We start from the raw sequence: 16,082 nt of genomic DNA, 5'->3' as shown, positions 1-16,082 counted from the left end.
TTCATAACTGTTTTTTGACTGCTTAAAATTAATATTTTGTCTAATTTTAAGCTGTCCAATTTGCGGGGAAGGCTACACTAGTTCTTCAAGTAATTTATTCCTTTCAACATCATTTGCCCCATGTAAAACTTTTGTGTTTTTATATACACTTGATAGATTTAATGAATCTACTGTTATATCAATAAAATTATTTTTAAATACTTCTTCCAATAACCAAGTTCCATCTAAAATAACAACGTCAATACCGTATTTATCAATAAACTTATCTTGTGCATCTTTTCGTTTTTTACTTGAAATAGTCTGGTTAGATATAAAATAGATTCGTGTGTATTCTCGTTCAGTGGAAAGAATATTCTTGATGTCGCTTTCAGCTTTAGTTTTCCATTCTTTTTTCGCACTTATTGCAAAAGCCCATTTTTCATTTTTATTCCAACCATTTTCAGGAATGAACCATCTATCAGAAATTTCCTCTGAAACGGGATAGGTCTCTGCATCAGTTTTTCCATCACCACCTCCTGTTGGTCCAGTTTGTGGTATCAAATTAGGTGCAATAACTTTTTCGATTAGTCGTCTACAAAAACCTTCAAATAAATCTTGCTTTTGATTAGTTGAAATCTTTTCAAGTTCAAATGCAAGGACCTCCTTTGTCAATACAACTTCAGAACTAACTTTCGAATCTGAAAAATATTCTGGTCGTCTCATTCGATAATATTCAGAAGGAGTTTTTATTTCAAGATTTTTCATCTTTTATGTGTAATTAGGTCTTCTCTTTTTTCAGCAGGAATGGTAACGTACTTGCTATGCGCAGTGTGCCTGTGTTGCGCCTGCGGCAGGCATATTGCGTATGAGCTATTGTTGGCATTTCGTTGTTTCTTTAGTTGAGTATTTTCCTCCAATGACTGATATAATCATACTGCTTCCAATACTTCTCTAGATTTGAATGTCCCAAAGAAATTGGGTTTTCCTCAAAACTCCACAATTCTGCAATTTGTTCTTTAGCAACCTTAAGAGGACGATTAAACACGTCAGAACTTCTAATTTCAAATTTGCTTTCCTTATTATGATACGCTCTCCATTTCGCTGCATCTTCAGTTTCCCAATCTTCCTTTTTTCCAGCAACAAGGATAAATCTAAATTTACTTACTGCCCCGAATATTCTTGATTTTTCAGATGGATGAGTATTAAAGTACCTGTCCCATGATTTAACTTGTTCAACAGCATGATTTAATTCTGAAGATGGTTCTCCATTCTGTTTAAACAATTTCATATGAGGCTTTTCAACTTCCAACAAAACCCATTCAGGGCCATCTGAATTATCATTTAACCAGGCAAAATCACAGCGAAATTTATTCCCCAAAGAGACTTCTTTAAAATTTGGTTGAATTCCCCATCTCCTTGAATATAATTCATAAAACAAGAATGAATTACTTTTCAAGACTTTTAGTAATTCTACTTCTGAATTATTGTCATATGCTGATTTGAGTTCTTTTTCAACTTCTATTATATTCCATGTACTCATTTGTCAAATCTAAAGTGTTTAATATTGACGTCAATAGTCTCAATATTTAAGTCATTTCTAATTTCTGCTCTAAGCGCTTCTAGCACTGGAGAAAAATTTCTGGTTTCAATTGCGTTAGCCAATAAGCTAATTTGTTCTTTAGTACCTAGAAATTGAACTTGTTCTATAGCAGCTTCAAAGCTTTTCTTTTCTTCTTGGTTGTTATCTCGATTAGCAGAATATGCAATTGTTCGATAAGCTTCAATTAGAAACTGAGTTCTAATGTCTCTTTTTTTATTTCTTAAGTCCTTTTGAGAATTAAGTTTATGTGAAACAATCCAGCCTAATGCTATTACTAATGCCGATATTATATTACCTAACGAAATTGTCCAATCAAATATCATGTCAAATTAAGTTTATTTTGTGCTTTGGTTATTCAATGAATGCCAACGGACAAGTATATGCAAAGTGGGTGATTGCGGGCTTCAAACTTATCAAACCGTTACAATGTTGAAGCGGGCTACAACCATTGAATTTACTACTATCTCACCTATTTTGTATATACATTGTTCTATGCCGTTTTTTCTCCATTCACAGCAATTCTTAATAAATCACAACTTTCCAAATAATCTTCCATTATACCAAATTTACTTACATTATAATCTTTATTCTCATCAGGTATCAATGAAATATTTCTCTTTACGTAATCATCCTTTTTTATCTCCTTCTGCATTAAATTGACAAAAATGTGTTCAAATTCAAGATTCAAGATATTTAAACTTTCCCATGAAATCGGTTGATTAAACTTAAATTTCTTTGTCAAGAAGTTACAGAAAGGTTCACTGCTACTACCATGTATTGGAATTGCTATATTATACATTGGTTCTCCATCATTGTATAAATCATAATGCGTTGAAGAATATTTAATACCATGTATTTTAATCCCTCCATGAGCAGATAGGTCTTTTATATATTGCATTAAAAGTTGGGGTATTATATATTCAGGTTTGAATGAACTGGTAGGGAACTTAACCTTTACTGAGGTTGCATAAATAAGAGGCCATAATGTTAGGTATCTAAAAACACTTCCATCCCATTTTCCTGTTTCAGCAGCTTTAATTAGGGTCGGATGATTATTCGTCAAGTCAATTAATGTAATAGGTTCAAAACCATTTGGGTCATTTACAACCTCAAATCTTGATGCATGACAATTATAAATATTTGGTTTTCCTAATTCAAGCCATGCTAAATAAGTCGAATTTGCTAAATATAAACAGGGATAGCCTGGTATGCTAAATCTTTGAGAAGCTATCAACTCTCTTTTATTCATTGGTACATGAAAAATTTCTTTGGGTTCAAAAACCTTTCCATTTTCAGAAGTTCTTAATCTATATAATTTTTCATGTACTCTTAAAGTTGAAAGATTAAATGTACTATTGCCTAATAGTTCTTTCTCGATTCCATTTTTAAATCTATCATAAGCTTCGGCAGGCTTCCCATCATAATACTTTTGAATTGTAAGTATTATTGTATTCTTGAGATTATTAGCTGTTTTATATATTATATCAATGTATTTTTCACCCTTCAAATTATCAACACCTGCTATTTCAAAATTATCAACCTGTTCAAGTCTTTTAATAAAGTTTGAGAAAGCAGATGTAATATGATGATAGAAATCCATATCATCTTTTCTCTCAGTGGGTGTCTTCAAAAAATCACTTGTTATAAAATCTTTTAATGTCATGCAGCTAGTGTCTTTTTAAATGGCATAGAACGGTTTGGCTATGAAGCGTTGCGAATTACGTACTCTAAACTTATCAATACTAAAAACTAGGTAAAGCGAGGTGCATACTTTCAAATATGCACCCCACTAGCAATGCTTTATGAGCCTTTGTTATGGGCTGGTTTTCTTGTTTTACTTTCGTGAAAATTAATCGAAAGTCTAATTTATTTATTAGAAAGCTGCAGCAGTCCCTAAAAGAGCACCAAATACAGTAAGCAATAAAATTATTCCAATTAGTGAAATCACTAATCCGGCAATTGCCATTCCCTTTGGTTTTTTAAAAACACCTACAAAAGATAAAATAAGTCCTAAAACCCATACTATCCAACCAAGAACTGGAACCCAACCAAGAAATAATGCAATTAAAGCAAGTACGAAACCTGCTGTTCCAACACCATTTGATTTTTTTTCTTGCTGGTTAATAATAATTGTTTGTCCTGCGTTGCTTTGCTCGTTAGTTTTAATTTCTTCTGCCATAATCTTTTATTCTTTAATGTTATTAATAATTTGTTTTCCTACTCATAAAGCTTTTCGGTTCCGCTATGGTTTTTTTGATAAAAATTTGTCAATTAACCTGTGGTCAATTCAATAATTATGAACTATCAAAGTAATTATTTGGTGGTTCTCTTGTCATTTTGCTATTTCGTTCATTAACTTGCCCATAACGTATGTGTAAATGCATATTGTGTTTATATCTATTATGTCGATATTTGTTTAATTGTCAGTTGTTGAGTTGTTTATGTTCTGTAATTTGGTCTAAAGGGCTTTTAATATTTGCAAGAGATCGTTTGCTTACGTGTGTGTAAATTTCTGTTGTGGTACTCGATTCATGACCTAAAAACGTTTGAATGTATCTAAGGTCGACACCATGTTCTAATAAATGAGTTGCAAATGAGTGGCGTAGCATATGTGGAGTCACTTTTTTGTTTATTCCTGCTTTTTGAGCTGCTCTTTTTAGTATACTTCCTATGCTAGAGGCACAGTATGTTTTTCTATTAGGACCTTCGAATAGCCAATAGTTTGGTTTATATTTTTCAAGGTATTTTTTTAATACGATAGCATTAGATTTTTGATAATAAAGTCGTTCTGTCTTTTTTGCCTTTTCCTCCTCGTATGAATAACATCCTATTGTCAAAATTGACATCTTGTAACCTGAGATTGATGAGTTCGCTTCGTCTTAATCCTGCGGAGTATATGGTGGCGAGTATGGCTTTATGTTTGATGTTAGATGTGGCTTTTAATATTTTGAGTACTTCTGTTTCGGATAAGATTTTTGGAAGTGCTGATACTTTTCTGGGTCTTTCTATATTATAGTATGTTTTGGGTAACCCTAAGACGTGCTCGTAATAAAACTTAATAGCATTAATACGTTGATTTTGTTGTGATGGGGATATACGATTGCGTCGGATGAGTGTTAATATGTAGTTGTTAATCTCTTCTTTTGTGACTTCTTCAATCTTCTTCGTCGAACTAAATGCATTAACAAAATCTTTGAAATAGTGCATGTAGGTTTTAATCGTACTGTGGCTGTATCTTTTAATCTCCAGTTGATTTAGGTATTGCTGAAGAATATCGATGTTTTTGGATTTTTCTTTTATCCCATCTTTTTTCTCTGCTAAGACCTTTGGAGTGTTGAGATTTTTGGGGGCAATACGAACAATGGTAGCAACAGGGGCGAAAACTTTATTAAACTCTGTTTTATTGAATTGAGATAAGGGGACATACCAGCAGCGCAAAGTTGCAGACCCTTTGCGACCAGGTATGGCTCTCACTTTAGCCCCTAAAGTATCGTAATCTGTAAACTCTATTTTTACAACATCCATCTTCCGGTGTTGCGCTAAAGAGAGAGTTGTTGGGGGCTTTACAGGCATCAATTCATGTTTTTATACATACAAATATATAAAATCTGTTTATAGGCAAGTGTTTGTAAATTCTATTTTTGTGGGGTGATGAAGTTAATCTCTGTCGTCAATTTTTCATAGGTATTTTCAAGAAGAAGTTCGGTGTCGGCTCTCATTAACTAAAAAAAAGTAATGACAAACCTAAAGTACATGCAAATAGGTTTGCTATTTTACCATATAAGTAAAAAACGGTAAACGAAAGAGATTCATCGCGAAAAAAGCAGCATCAATAGAAAATGTAGATTATTAGATTTTAGATGGTTAGATATAAGATTTAAGACATCGCATTCGCAATACCCCTTGCTCCATGCCCTGTGCCCTTTGCCTTCAAACGCAGAGACGCGAAGACGCAGAGGAGACGGTGAGTCCCATGCACAACATATTTCAATTTATCTCCACTTATCTCCACTTATATCACAAATTTCTAAGCACCATTTTTTCCGCCTTCGGCCTGAGCACTGAACAAAAGATAGTTAGATTTAAGATTTTTAGATGTAAGATTTAAGACATCCCATCCGCTATGCCCTGTGCTCTGCGCTCCATGCCCTTTACCATTAAACGCAGAGGAGACGGTGAGTCCCATGCACAACATATTTCAATTTATTTCCCTTATATCTATTTATATCTAACTTATGACCTCTAGCATCTGGCTTCTTCTGGCCTCTGGCTTCTGACCTCTGACCTCTAACTTCCGGCCTCTGGCCTCCTATTTATATTCGTATACCTGCGCACCGGGGACTAAGAACGAACCACACCACCACCTTCTGCCTGATCAATTGGCAAATATTTTAGAGAGAGCTGATGAATATACAAAAAGAATATACCTTGTATGGTATAAAAATGTGATGCCATGAAAACAATATCATTAAAAATAGATGATTCAATATTTCGTGAGACTGAAAACATTCTTACTCGGATTAAGAAACCAAGGAACCGGTATATAAATGAAGCGCTTGAGTTTTATAATAAAATTCAACACAAACAGATATTAGAGGAAAAATTGAAAAAAGAATCTGATTTGGTTAAGGCTGATTCAATGTCAGTGCTAAAAGATTTCGAGGAGATTGATTATGCCGATTAAACAATATGAAAACTGGATCGCCGATTTAAATCCGCAAATTGGCACTGAACCGGGTAAAACAGACCGGTTTTGGTGATTCAGAACAATCTGCTCAACAAGATTCCTCATCCATCGACAATGGTTTGTCCAATTACAACCAATGTAAAAAAGGATGCTTAAATATTAAGAGTACATCTGAAAAAAGGAACAGCCAACTTAAATCAGCCCTGTGATATTATGATTGACCGGATACGTGCCATTGATAATAAACGGTTGATAAAGAGATTGGGAATTTTACCGGATGACATGCTTGATTTGGTGAAAGAAAATATTCACATAGTGCTTGACCTGGAATAATGCACGGCATCACAACAGTTAGTCATTCCCAATGCGCGGTTTGGCGTTAATAAATAATTATATTTCAGAAAAATAGGTAAAACAGTTGACAATTACTAAACGTTTGTTTAGGTTTGTGGCATAATAATTTAAAACAATGGCTCGAAAAAAAGAATATAATGAAGATGAGGTTGTAGAAAAAGCAATGCGCCTTTTCTGGAAAAATGGCTATGAGAACACCTCTATGCAAATGCTCGAGAAAGAAATGGGCATTAATAAGTTTTCCATCTATTCAAGTTTCGGCAGCAAGCATGGTTTATTCTTCGAATGTTTAAAAAGTTACAAAAAGAAAGTGAATTCCATTTTTGAACAATTTAAAAATTCGAATAAGGGGATAGAAGACATTAAAGAATTTTTTTATAATTCAGTTAGAATCTGCAATGAGGAAGGAAATGAAAAAGGCTGTTTGCTGACGAATACATACAATGAATTTGCCGACAAAGAAGATGAACCAATTAACGGCCAAATAAATTCTTTTATGGATAATTTAAAAGAGTTATTCATTGAAAAATTAAAAATGAATTCCGATAAGGACGAAGAAACAGTGTTAAAACAAGCAAACTATTTACTGATCGCCAAGCATGGTTTGGCAGCAGCATCAAGAGTCAATAGCAGCAAAGAAATTGAGGATTTTATAGAAATGACCTTCAAAGGTTTATAGATATTTTTTTTACCTTAAACTAACCGAATGGTTAGTTATTTATTAATTAATACAGAGATTTATGAAGAAAGTATTATTTGGTACCAACTTATTAATGGGAATCGTTTTATCCCGATTTGCCATTTCAAAATTAACAGGATGGGAAATATCGGTAAAGGCTTTTGTCGAAATGGCTCAACCATTAGGTATTGATCCCACCTTTTTTCGGGTGTCTACCGGAATCATCATCTCGGCTGTGGTCATCGGTTATATCCTTACTGCGGTCTTTAGTCTGATAAAAAATAATGCCATTATCAGATACCATATGCCATTTTCCCAATGGGCAACATTCACCAATTTATTTGGCTTGCTTACGATGATAGGGGCCCTTGTGGCCGAGTTTTCATTAAGAGTTCAACCGAAATGGATGTTGGTATATATTGCCTCCGGAATAGTTATTCTCTCAGTAACAAATATTTTTATTTTAAATAAACAAAAACAAATCACTAATAATTACGCATTATGACAACATTAAAAATCCACAACATAGAAACAGCTCCCGAAGGCAGCAAAGTTTTATTAGAGCAATCGTTTAAAGCCAACGGTATGATTCCCGGTTTACATGGCGTGCTGGCCGAATCGCCTGAATTATTAGAGGCTTATCAAACCTTACATAAACTGTTTACTCAAACCTCTTTCAATAAGGAAGAATTAACGGTGGTCTGGCAAACCATCAATGTGGAACACGAATGCCATTACTGTGTACCGGCCCATACCGCCATTGCGCATATGATGAATGTCGATGCCTCTTTAACCGAAGCATTGCGAAACAGAACCGCAATGCCTACCGAGAAGTTACAGGCTTTACACGATTTTACGTTAAAGGTGGTACGTCAACGTGGCCGGGTCACACAAAAAGATTTGAATGACTTTTACAAAGCAGGTTACGGCGAAAAACAAGTATTGGAAGTTATATTAGGTTTGGCGCAGAAAGTGATCAGCAATTACACCAATCATATTGCTAACACGCCTGTGGATGTCCCTTTCCAAAAATTTGCCTGGTCAAAAGAAACGGTAAAAGCATAATCCGCCGGCAGGCTTAAGGTCAATATTATCTATTTTTTACCAATTAACAATGACATCTCACTTGGTGAGTCATTAAAAAAACAAAGCATTATGAACAAAAGAATTAAATTATCCGGTTTATTATTAGTTAGTCTGTTATTTGTTACAGCTTGTAACTCCGGAAAATCCTCCGAAAATAAAAAAGCGGCAAGCAGCACCCATGCCAATATGAAAAAAGCACCGCTATTTGAGGTTGAAACAATAGATGGGCAAAAAATAAGTTTACAACAATCGCTTGATGAGCAAAAGCCAACAATCGTGTATTTCACGGCTTCGTGGTGCCCTATGTGTGCCAAAAACTGGCCGGCCATTTCAGAAGTGTATCCGGAATACCAGGACAGAGTGAATTTCGTAGCGATCAGTATCGACCCTACTGATGATAAAGAGGTGTTGACAAAATTAGCGCGGGAAAAAAACCTCAATTTTCCTTTAGTAACTGGTATGCCAAAGCTTATGATGGAATTTGGTGTGAAGACTCAGGCCACAACCGTTGGGGTTAATAAAGAAGGATATGTTGAATTTCAGAAAGACAAAACCGTACTCACCGCTGATGAATACCGTGCCCTTTTTGAGCAATTATTAAAATAGATGGAATTTATAGAATTTTCTTTTTTACAAGGAGTATTGGCGTTTTTAGCACCCTGTGCCGTAGCATTATTGCCGGGGTATATTTTCTCCTTTATTTCCCGAAATCCGACCAGTAGTGGACAGCTCTCTGCCCGTTTGGGCAGAGGCTTAAAACTGGCCTTGCTCAGCATTCTCGGCATCCTGCTGATTTATAGCATTGCGGGTACAATGATTGTTGTAGCAGGTCAGTTTTTGAAAGATTATATGAAATGGATTACGATTATTATGGGCATCATATTAATCGTGCTTGGCATCCTTATGCTCTTAGGAAAAAATATCTCTTTTTCCTTTCATATCGAAAAATCAAATCCCAAAACGGAGGCCATTGAAGCTTTCTTTTTTGGCATAGGCTATGCCACAGGTGCCTTAGGTTGTCTCTTCCCTTTGTTCTTAATTGTGGCCACACAAGCCATGGCAGCAGATACCGTATGGGAAGGAGCTTCATACATCTTAGCTTATTTTGCGGGAATGAGTGGTATGATGATCGTAACCATTCTCCTGGCCATTTTTGCCAAAGATTTCCTCATGAAAAACTTAAGGAAGATACTGCCTTATATGGAAAAGATTACCGCCGTATTACTTATCGTAGCGGGAGCATACGTCATTTACTATCAAATGGCACTATTCGCTTAGTAGTATAGATTGCAAGGCCATACCCACTGAAAAGAGGAGATTATGGTATTTAGACAGGCTGCTTGAAGCTTTAACAGATTGAAGAGAGGGCTTGTGCCATAGTCCTTCCCGGATTTTGTCAAGGCCTTTACTGAAGTATTATATCATAAAGATAAGCTCAGTAGTGATGTTGAGCTTGTCTCATTCAAAAAGCAATTATGAATAGTTCAAGAAGAAAATTTATTCAAAGTATTGGTGTTGTTGGAGCATCAGGGATTATCGCCCCCGGCACCGTGTATGGTAATGAAAATAAAGACCAAATGATTGAAAACAAAATAACAAGGCCCAAGGTTTTATTTTTTGATGTTAATGAAACACTTTTAGATCTAACACAAATGAAAAAACAAGTGGGAGATGCGCTCAATGGAAAAGAAGAACTACTAACCCTTTGGTTTACCACTATGCTTCAATATTCTTTGGTGACCACAGCAAGTGGTCAATATGAACATTTTGGCCATATTGGTGCCGCCGCACTACAAATGGTTGGGGCTAATCATGGCATTATGATTTCAGAAAAGAACGCACGCGAAGTGATTTTAAATGCACTCCGGGGCTTACCGGCTCATCCTGAAGTGAAGGGCGCCTTAACCCAACTAAAAGAAAGTGGGTATAAATTAGTTTCTTTTACCAATTCATCAAACGAAGGGGTCAAAAAACAATTCGAAAGCGCAGGCTTAACAGACTATTTTGATGAACGATTAAGTGTTGAAGAAATTGGAAAATTTAAACCATTTCGGGAAACGTATGAATGGGGCGCAAGAAAAATGGGCATAAAACTGCAAGAAGCGATGCTCATTGCTGCACACGGTTGGGATGTGGCAGGTGCCCTGTGGGCTGGATGGCGTGCCGCTTTTATCAGAAGACGAGGGCAACAACTCTTTCCATTGGCCCCCAGAACTGAAATTATGGAACCTGACTTGCAAAAAATCGCAGACGTCTTGGTTCACTACTGACCATTAAGCGGCGAATAACGGAGGGGTGCATAGGGCAAAATGATGGTTAATGACGCTGTAGACTTACCCTTTATAGGGATAGCTCTCAAATAGACATATTTCTTTTTTTGAAACCAAAATTCTAAATGCATTTTCAGTGAGCAAGCTGGTTCTGTCAGGGGCAGCTGAGGCACCAAGCCGTTTCTATATCCTGGACAGGTTCTGAACACTCCCTTTCTTTGCCGGCTGGAATTTGGTTGGTTATTTCCTTGTCATATGCACAGGGCTAATACCACCTAAGTCATCATGGGGAGGGAAATGATTGTAGTCATCGAGCCATTGTTCGGTAACATCTCCGGCTTCGTCTAATGATCCAATTTAAACTGTCCTATTTGGGGGAAGCTAACACATCCATTCGATGCCGGGAGGGCATACGTCGGCCTCGATTGCAAAGAGTCGGATGAGCCGTATGCAGACATGCGACTCACCCGACTCCTGGGATGGATGAAACGGATGATTTACGAACGTTTAATAAACTAGTTTCAGTTGAAGATTTTCCTCAACTATTATTTTTCCTGAATTAATTAATTGATTGTTTGAATGATGATTGTTTTTTGCACCCCATAAAACAGCCACGAGTTTTGTGTCATTGTTTTTAAAAGTGTTGTTTGTTAGGTTTACATTAATTATTCCATGGGTGTTAATTAAAATATTGGTTTCTTCTTTTTGTCCGCAATTTTGAAATTTGCTGTTGGTTAATTCCAGATTGCCTCCAATTGTTGATTCGTCATACCCACCTCTGTAATAATCCACAATGTTGCGTTTGATATTGGTGAAGCTGCAGTTGTCGATGATTAAATATTCCGCATTATAATCTCCCTTGGCTTCTTTCTGTGCCGATAATTCAATTCCGTTTTCACAATCCTCTATTTGTGTTTTGTAGAGTTGTATTTCATCTGCGAAGGAATTTTTATATCCTTTAATAACAAACAGGAAGTTGGCTATTAAACAATTTTCAATTTTCAGGTTGTAATGGGCTGACATATTGTCTTTGAGCGGAGCAAAGGCCATTTGCGAGTTTGAACCTTTAAGTAGTAGATTATCTGCAGATAAGAAACCATGAGGATACAACTCAAAGAGGGGGGTGTTTTGAGGACCGGAATAGATTATTGCTGCAGGGAAATTGCCTCTGTGCCGAATCGTGATGGCCTTGTCGACAATCAGTGGGTTTTTGATGGTGTATTCTTGGGCAAGAAGTTCAATGGTGTCTCCATCTGAGGCTCGAAGGAGGGCATCTCTTAATGCTTCAGTTCCTTCTTTTACCGGCCAAACAGATGGCACTTTTTGCTTCTCATTCTTTGCAAACCAATCAGGTCCATAATTATCTTTATCTAATATATTGGAGACTTTTGAACTGTTTTTAATTGGTTGTGAAATAGCCCCAATCCATGAATCTTTGCTCCTGGTATGGCCAAGGATATCGTGTGAGATTTTGTCATATTCAAAACCCTGATAAGGTTTAATGTCCGGGGAGGAGGAAGGGACCCAAATAAATTTATCCAAAGCGGTAAATGGTAATGGAGATAGCGAGAATTTTTTGGCTTGATTAAACGTTACCCCTTGATTGTTAATTAAGTTAGATCTGAAAAGGATGCCATCTGTTTTGTCGAATTCGATAATGGGAGCGGGATCCCCTGTTTCATTAAAAATTATATTGTTGGTGACTTCGGTCCTTATCGGCCTTGCTGATCTGATTTCTGAAGGGGGTAAGACATCCTGTTGGTCGATGTTGTTCCCTACGCCAAACTGCCAAGGTGATTCACAGTTGATCCATGTGTTAAAAGAAATGACTGCGTCAGTGACTTGGTTATATCTATTTAATGGAGATTTTGGGATGCCATTCATGATGGCCAATGGACTTCTGAAATCTTTTCCTTTTAAATTGATGAAATAATTATTGGTGACTTTGTGACCGGTATTTATAAGCCGAATTCCACCCATGTAAGGTGAGTTTCCATCGCCAATGAAAAAATTCCCATCAATGATGCAATAATTTCCGTGACGGGTAACCAGGGATCCTTCGCAATGGAAAAATACATTATTTCTGAATTCATTATAGTTGGTTTTGCTGGAGATCACCTCTACTTCTCCGTTGCATCTGTCAAAAAAATTGTTGGCAACCAAAGTATTTCCCGGAGACATCGAAGTGAAGCTGTCGCCTAACCTCATGGTTTCCGCTTTTGGCCCACCTTTGCGTGGACGTGGACCGAAATAGTTATGAGTTATTTTATGGTAATTTCTGATGCTCTGATTGCCTTTTATTTCCACCAATAGGGTTGGTCCCTCATTCGTTTTTCCCGCAAGATAGCAATGGTCTAACTGGTTTTTTCGTCCCCAGAATTCAACCCAATGATCTGATGCCGCTCTGTTGGGCTGATTGTAATCTTTTATCACACAATTGGTAACTCGGCAATTGTTGGCAAGGGTCGTATCGTTGAGTTTAAAGGTGATGACAGCATTGGAGGGGGTGTGACCGTTCCGGAAGTAAAGATCCTTAACAATGAGGTATTCCCCTCCTAACTTCAAGTCAGATTGGCCTTCAATAAATACTTTCCCGGGGGTCTCAGCCTTTATTATTATGGGTTTTTCGGGTGTCCCTTTTCCGTAGAATTTTATTCTGACATCCTTCCAGATTTTATTGCGCATTACGATTTCATCACCGGGATGTGCATTTTTGATGGCAGATTCTAAATCTTCCGGGGTGTGTACCAAAATCTCTTTGTTTCCCATTTTTGCCAGACAGGATGTGAGGCAAATAATCAAAATTAGAAAGGTTATTCTTTTCATGATTAACTGTTTGTTTCCGGTTTTCAAAGGTTTTACATCATTTTTTCAATTAGAAATGGCGGTGGATCATTAGGCAGAAATAGATCTCAATGCTGTTTTGGACAAAAAGAATGGACGACCAAGAAATTGGTAGACCAAAAACATTAGGCAAAAATAGGAAAAATTAACAAAGAGGCAAGTCCCGTAATTTTTTTATCCGGGAATCGAGGTTGTTCAAGAGATGTGGGGTGTTTTATTGATTTTTTCATGTGATGACGGAAAAATGAAAAGGTTGGTAGATAGGTGTTTGAGGAACGTTTTGACCGGGTCCTGAAAGTCTGGAATTCTGTTATGGAGCTGTCGGATTTAATGAACTGTATTAGAGATGTGAGGTGCGTCAAATTTGAGAATGTTGTGATTGTAGGGTTTGATTATTAGGGTTATAAGATGGATGGAAGGAGGTGTTGGTTGTCTAAAGCTTTGTAATACAGGTAGAATAGCTCTTGGGCGTGAAAAAAGATGAAAAAAACTAAAAAAATAGTTGCAAAAGAATTGTTTAGTACATAATTTTGGTCAACCAATTTATTGGTCAACCTTGTTTGGGCTTGCAATGGAAACATGATTTTTAAATCAATTGTTTGTAAAACTAAACTTTAAGCTATGAAAAAAAATGGAATGTTTACAATTAAGGGTTTCAGGCTGTATATATTGCCTGTGCTCATCTTTTTTATCGCATGGGGGTGCGATGAAGAATATGAGTACTTGTATGTAGACACCAAATTGCCTGTTGCCCATTTTGAGGTGCAAAAAGAATTTTTAAACGTGACGGTTACCAATCTATCAGAGAATGCTTCGGTTTATTTATGGGATTTTGGGAATGGTCTTACTTCTGATGAAGAATCTCCGGATATGGTTGTGTACGATGCCCCTGGAACCTACACCATAACACTTATTGCAAAGGATCTCAATGAGGCGTATTCAGAATATTCAGTTGATGTAACGGTGATTGCAGAACCAACCACTCCATTTGCCATGTTTAGCTATGAGGTCGATTTTGATAAAGTGACCTTTACCAATCTGTCAACCCGTGCCACTAGCTATGTTTGGGACTTTGGTGATGGCAGTGAATTCTCGAATGAAACGGATCCGGTCCATTACTATTCTGGTCCCGGTGAATTTCAGGTGACTCTGACTGCCAGCAGAGAAGGGGAAGAAGATCATGATACTACTGTTGTTGTTCAGACAGGTACTCCCCAATTTGTAAGTCCTACTTTCGAAGGCGAAAAAAGTGATTGGGGCGGAAATTATTCCACTAGTAATTCACCTACACCTCCTGCCGGGAATGGGGCTAAACTAGACAGTGAAGGAAAGTTTATTGCACAAACGCTTCGCGTTTATCCTAACACGACCTATAAGATTGTATTTTCTGCGGCCATTGATGGAAATGATGGAACGATACCATTTACTGTCTGTGATGCTCAGTCTAATGCGGTTTTGACGGAAGTGGATTTGGTTGAAAATTCAAGTCCTCAAAATGAGTATGTAGAATATAGTGTGATTTTTGATTCGGGTGATGCCAGCGAAATCCAAGTGGAAAGCATTTATAGTGGTTTAACCATAAGATTCGCTAATTTCTCGATCGTCTCTTTGTAGGGTTTTGAATGGATATTCCCTTTAATTTGTTGCTAACAAAATGGTTAAAGATAGAAGAATTTTGGTTATTTTTGGTCGACCAAATATTTAGTTGTCCAAAATTAAACTTTTTACGATGGAATTGCTGGAAAATTTTAGAACGATTGAGGTTGAAACGCCTGTGGATAAAATAGTTAGTCAAATTAAAGGGTTGATAGCGTCCGGTCAGTTGAAAATAGGAGATAGATTACCTTCTGAAAGAAAATTGTCTGAAAAATTGGGTGTTGGTAGAACTTATATTAGAGATGCGATTAAAAAATTGGAATTTCTCGGTATCCTGTCTACCATGCCTCAAAGTGGGGTGTATGTCAAGGGGGTTGATATCTCTGTTTTGGAAGGACTTTTGTCGAATGTGATGAAAATTGAAAAGCCCGATTTTTTCTCACTGGTTGAGACGCGGTTAATGATTGAACGATATGTGGTTCAATTAGCTGCTCAAAGGCGGACTGAGGCGCATTTGGAACAAATGGAAATAGCCCTTTCCGCTTATCGTGAGAAAGTTAATCAGGGGTTAAGTGCTGTTCAGGAGGATTTGAATTTTCATCTGACCATTGTTGATGCAAGTCAGAATAAGGTTGCCAAAACGTTGATGCTGATAATATTACCTGATATTTTGAATATTTACATCCGGGAAAATGTTTGTCCTGCAGGTGAAGTCAATAAGTCTTTAGTGGAGCATGAAAACATTATGAATGCCATAAAGATGCAGAATTCAGCGATGGCTGAAAAAAACATGTTACTTCATTTGAAAGATGTTTATGAATTCAGCAAATCAAAGGTTAGTTTTTTATGAGGTAAGCTTCTAAAAAAAGAATTAGTGTGAGCCACCACACTAATTCTGTAATTAATTTGATCGTCCTTCCTTGGATTGATGTTGTTGATTGATTGTCTGTGACTTAAAGTTTTGAGCCGCAGGCAAAGGTGGAAGGC

Annotated in this window: 17 protein-coding genes and 2 pseudogenes; 10 read left to right on the top strand and 9 right to left on the bottom strand. The window is 36.8% G+C overall.

All coding sequences use genetic code 11. The features are described 5' to 3' along the window. Nucleotides 1-72: 72 nt before the first annotated feature. The 7 genes and pseudogenes from ACT29H_RS16510 to ACT29H_RS16480 form a co-directional block, all read right to left on the bottom strand. A complete protein-coding gene (locus ACT29H_RS16510) occupies nt 73-744 on the bottom strand; it encodes a hypothetical protein (protein WP_444822759.1) in 672 nt (223 codons plus the stop codon). Nucleotides 745-874: 130 nt separating this feature from the next. Continuing rightward, entirely contained in the window at nt 875-1,519 is a 645-nt protein-coding gene (locus ACT29H_RS16505; RefSeq protein ID WP_444822758.1) for a Shedu anti-phage system protein SduA domain-containing protein, read from the bottom strand. Then, nucleotides 1,516-1,902: a hypothetical protein gene (locus ACT29H_RS16500; RefSeq protein WP_444822757.1), complete on the bottom strand. Its 387-nt coding sequence runs from the start codon at nt 1,900-1,902 to the stop codon at nt 1,516-1,518. The genes ACT29H_RS16505 and ACT29H_RS16500 overlap by 4 nt, the downstream gene beginning before the upstream one ends. 167 nt (nt 1,903-2,069) lie before the next feature. Continuing rightward, nucleotides 2,070-3,242 carry a hypothetical protein gene (locus ACT29H_RS16495; protein ID WP_444822756.1) on the bottom strand — a complete coding sequence of 391 codons (1,173 nt, stop codon included), beginning with the start codon at nt 3,240-3,242 and terminating at the stop codon, nt 2,070-2,072. A gap of 210 nt (nt 3,243-3,452) precedes the next feature. Then, complete coding sequence (locus tag ACT29H_RS16490; RefSeq protein WP_444822755.1) at nt 3,453-3,758, bottom strand: hypothetical protein; 306 nt, start codon at nt 3,756-3,758, stop codon at nt 3,453-3,455. Between the two features lie 244 nt (nt 3,759-4,002). Beyond that, nucleotides 4,003-5,104: pseudogene (locus ACT29H_RS16485) on the bottom strand (tyrosine-type recombinase/integrase). 502 nt (nt 5,105-5,606) lie between these two features. After that, entirely contained in the window at nt 5,607-5,765 is a 159-nt protein-coding gene (locus ACT29H_RS16480) for a hypothetical protein (protein ID WP_444822754.1), read from the bottom strand. 267 nt (nt 5,766-6,032) lie between these two features. Here ACT29H_RS16480 and ACT29H_RS16475 point away from each other — a divergent pair, with 267 nt between their 5' ends. The 8 genes and pseudogenes from ACT29H_RS16475 to ACT29H_RS16440 all read left to right on the top strand — a co-directional run bounded on the left by ACT29H_RS16475 (nt 6,033) and on the right by ACT29H_RS16440 (nt 10,655). After that, nucleotides 6,033-6,263: a hypothetical protein gene (locus ACT29H_RS16475; RefSeq protein ID WP_444822753.1), complete on the top strand. Its 231-nt coding sequence runs from the start codon at nt 6,033-6,035 to the stop codon at nt 6,261-6,263. Between the two features lie 117 nt (nt 6,264-6,380). Then, a pseudogene (locus tag ACT29H_RS16470) lies at nt 6,381-6,599 on the top strand (type II toxin-antitoxin system PemK/MazF family toxin). 136 nt (nt 6,600-6,735) lie between these two features. Then, nucleotides 6,736-7,299: a TetR/AcrR family transcriptional regulator gene (locus ACT29H_RS16465; protein WP_444822752.1), complete on the top strand. Its 564-nt coding sequence runs from the start codon at nt 6,736-6,738 to the stop codon at nt 7,297-7,299. A gap of 61 nt (nt 7,300-7,360) precedes the next feature. Next, a complete protein-coding gene (locus ACT29H_RS16460; RefSeq protein ID WP_444822751.1) occupies nt 7,361-7,804 on the top strand; it encodes a hypothetical protein in 444 nt (147 codons plus the stop codon). Further along, nucleotides 7,801-8,364 (top strand): carboxymuconolactone decarboxylase family protein, encoded by a 564-nt coding sequence (locus ACT29H_RS16455; protein ID WP_444822750.1) that lies wholly within the window; start codon nt 7,801-7,803, stop codon nt 8,362-8,364. Before ACT29H_RS16460 ends, ACT29H_RS16455 begins: the two co-directional genes overlap by 4 nt. 90 nt (nt 8,365-8,454) lie before the next feature. Continuing rightward, complete coding sequence (locus tag ACT29H_RS16450; protein WP_444822749.1) at nt 8,455-8,991, top strand: peroxiredoxin family protein; 537 nt, start codon at nt 8,455-8,457, stop codon at nt 8,989-8,991. Continuing rightward, the gene (locus tag ACT29H_RS16445; RefSeq protein ID WP_444822748.1) at nt 8,992-9,663 is read left to right on the top strand and encodes a cytochrome c biogenesis CcdA family protein; all 672 of its coding nucleotides are present in this window, start codon (nt 8,992-8,994) and stop codon (nt 9,661-9,663) included. Nucleotides 9,664-9,860: 197 nt separating this feature from the next. Then, nucleotides 9,861-10,655: a haloacid dehalogenase type II gene (locus tag ACT29H_RS16440; RefSeq protein ID WP_444822747.1), complete on the top strand. Its 795-nt coding sequence runs from the start codon at nt 9,861-9,863 to the stop codon at nt 10,653-10,655. Between the two features lie 240 nt (nt 10,656-10,895). Here ACT29H_RS16440 and ACT29H_RS16435 read toward each other — a convergent pair whose 3' ends face one another. Together ACT29H_RS16435 and ACT29H_RS16430 are read right to left on the bottom strand one after the other, a co-directional pair. Further along, nucleotides 10,896-11,012, bottom strand: a complete 117-nt coding sequence (locus ACT29H_RS16435; RefSeq protein WP_444822760.1) for an integrase core domain-containing protein — start codon at nt 11,010-11,012, stop codon at nt 10,896-10,898. Between the two features lie 150 nt (nt 11,013-11,162). After that, nucleotides 11,163-13,481: a chondroitinase-B domain-containing protein gene (locus ACT29H_RS16430; protein WP_444822746.1), complete on the bottom strand. Its 2,319-nt coding sequence runs from the start codon at nt 13,479-13,481 to the stop codon at nt 11,163-11,165. A gap of 654 nt (nt 13,482-14,135) precedes the next feature. Here ACT29H_RS16430 and ACT29H_RS16425 point away from each other — a divergent pair. Beyond that, the gene (locus ACT29H_RS16425) at nt 14,136-15,113 is read left to right on the top strand and encodes a PKD domain-containing protein (RefSeq protein WP_444822745.1); all 978 of its coding nucleotides are present in this window, start codon (nt 14,136-14,138) and stop codon (nt 15,111-15,113) included. Nucleotides 15,114-15,228: 115 nt separating this feature from the next. After that, nucleotides 15,229-15,945 carry a FadR/GntR family transcriptional regulator gene (locus ACT29H_RS16420; protein ID WP_444822744.1) on the top strand — a complete coding sequence of 239 codons (717 nt, stop codon included), beginning with the start codon at nt 15,229-15,231 and terminating at the stop codon, nt 15,943-15,945. The last annotated feature ends 137 nt before the right edge of the window (nt 15,946-16,082 follow it).

This window comes from Thermophagus sp. OGC60D27 (genome assembly GCF_052400625.1).
GTDB lineage: Bacteria > Bacteroidota > Bacteroidia > Bacteroidales > Marinilabiliaceae > Thermophagus.
The sequence above is the reverse complement of the archived record's forward strand: the minus strand, read 5'-3'. Positions and strand labels throughout refer to the sequence as shown.

Excerpts from the sequence above, each read along its gene's own strand:
- ACT29H_RS16510 (WP_444822759.1), bottom strand. The coding sequence starts at position 744 with ATGAAAAATCTTGAAATAAAAACTCCTTCTGAATATTATCGAATGAGA.
- ACT29H_RS16505 (WP_444822758.1), bottom strand. The coding sequence starts at position 1,519 with ATGAGTACATGGAATATAATAGAAGTTGAAAAAGAACTCAAATCAGCA.
- ACT29H_RS16500 (WP_444822757.1), bottom strand. The coding sequence starts at position 1,902 with ATGATATTTGATTGGACAATTTCGTTAGGTAATATAATATCGGCATTA.
- ACT29H_RS16495 (WP_444822756.1), bottom strand. The coding sequence starts at position 3,242 with ATGACATTAAAAGATTTTATAACAAGTGATTTTTTGAAGACACCCACT.
- ACT29H_RS16490 (WP_444822755.1), bottom strand. The coding sequence starts at position 3,758 with ATGGCAGAAGAAATTAAAACTAACGAGCAAAGCAACGCAGGACAAACA.
- ACT29H_RS16480 (WP_444822754.1), bottom strand. The coding sequence starts at position 5,765 with ATGGGACTCACCGTCTCCTCTGCGTTTAATGGTAAAGGGCATGGAGCG.
- ACT29H_RS16475 (WP_444822753.1), top strand. The coding sequence starts at position 6,033 with ATGAAAACAATATCATTAAAAATAGATGATTCAATATTTCGTGAGACT.
- ACT29H_RS16465 (WP_444822752.1), top strand. The coding sequence starts at position 6,736 with ATGGCTCGAAAAAAAGAATATAATGAAGATGAGGTTGTAGAAAAAGCA.
- ACT29H_RS16460 (WP_444822751.1), top strand. The coding sequence starts at position 7,361 with ATGAAGAAAGTATTATTTGGTACCAACTTATTAATGGGAATCGTTTTA.
- ACT29H_RS16455 (WP_444822750.1), top strand. The coding sequence starts at position 7,801 with ATGACAACATTAAAAATCCACAACATAGAAACAGCTCCCGAAGGCAGC.
- ACT29H_RS16450 (WP_444822749.1), top strand. The coding sequence starts at position 8,455 with ATGAACAAAAGAATTAAATTATCCGGTTTATTATTAGTTAGTCTGTTA.
- ACT29H_RS16445 (WP_444822748.1), top strand. The coding sequence starts at position 8,992 with ATGGAATTTATAGAATTTTCTTTTTTACAAGGAGTATTGGCGTTTTTA.
- ACT29H_RS16440 (WP_444822747.1), top strand. The coding sequence starts at position 9,861 with ATGAATAGTTCAAGAAGAAAATTTATTCAAAGTATTGGTGTTGTTGGA.
- ACT29H_RS16430 (WP_444822746.1), bottom strand. The coding sequence starts at position 13,481 with ATGAAAAGAATAACCTTTCTAATTTTGATTATTTGCCTCACATCCTGT.
- ACT29H_RS16425 (WP_444822745.1), top strand. The coding sequence starts at position 14,136 with ATGTTTACAATTAAGGGTTTCAGGCTGTATATATTGCCTGTGCTCATC.
- ACT29H_RS16420 (WP_444822744.1), top strand. The coding sequence starts at position 15,229 with ATGGAATTGCTGGAAAATTTTAGAACGATTGAGGTTGAAACGCCTGTG.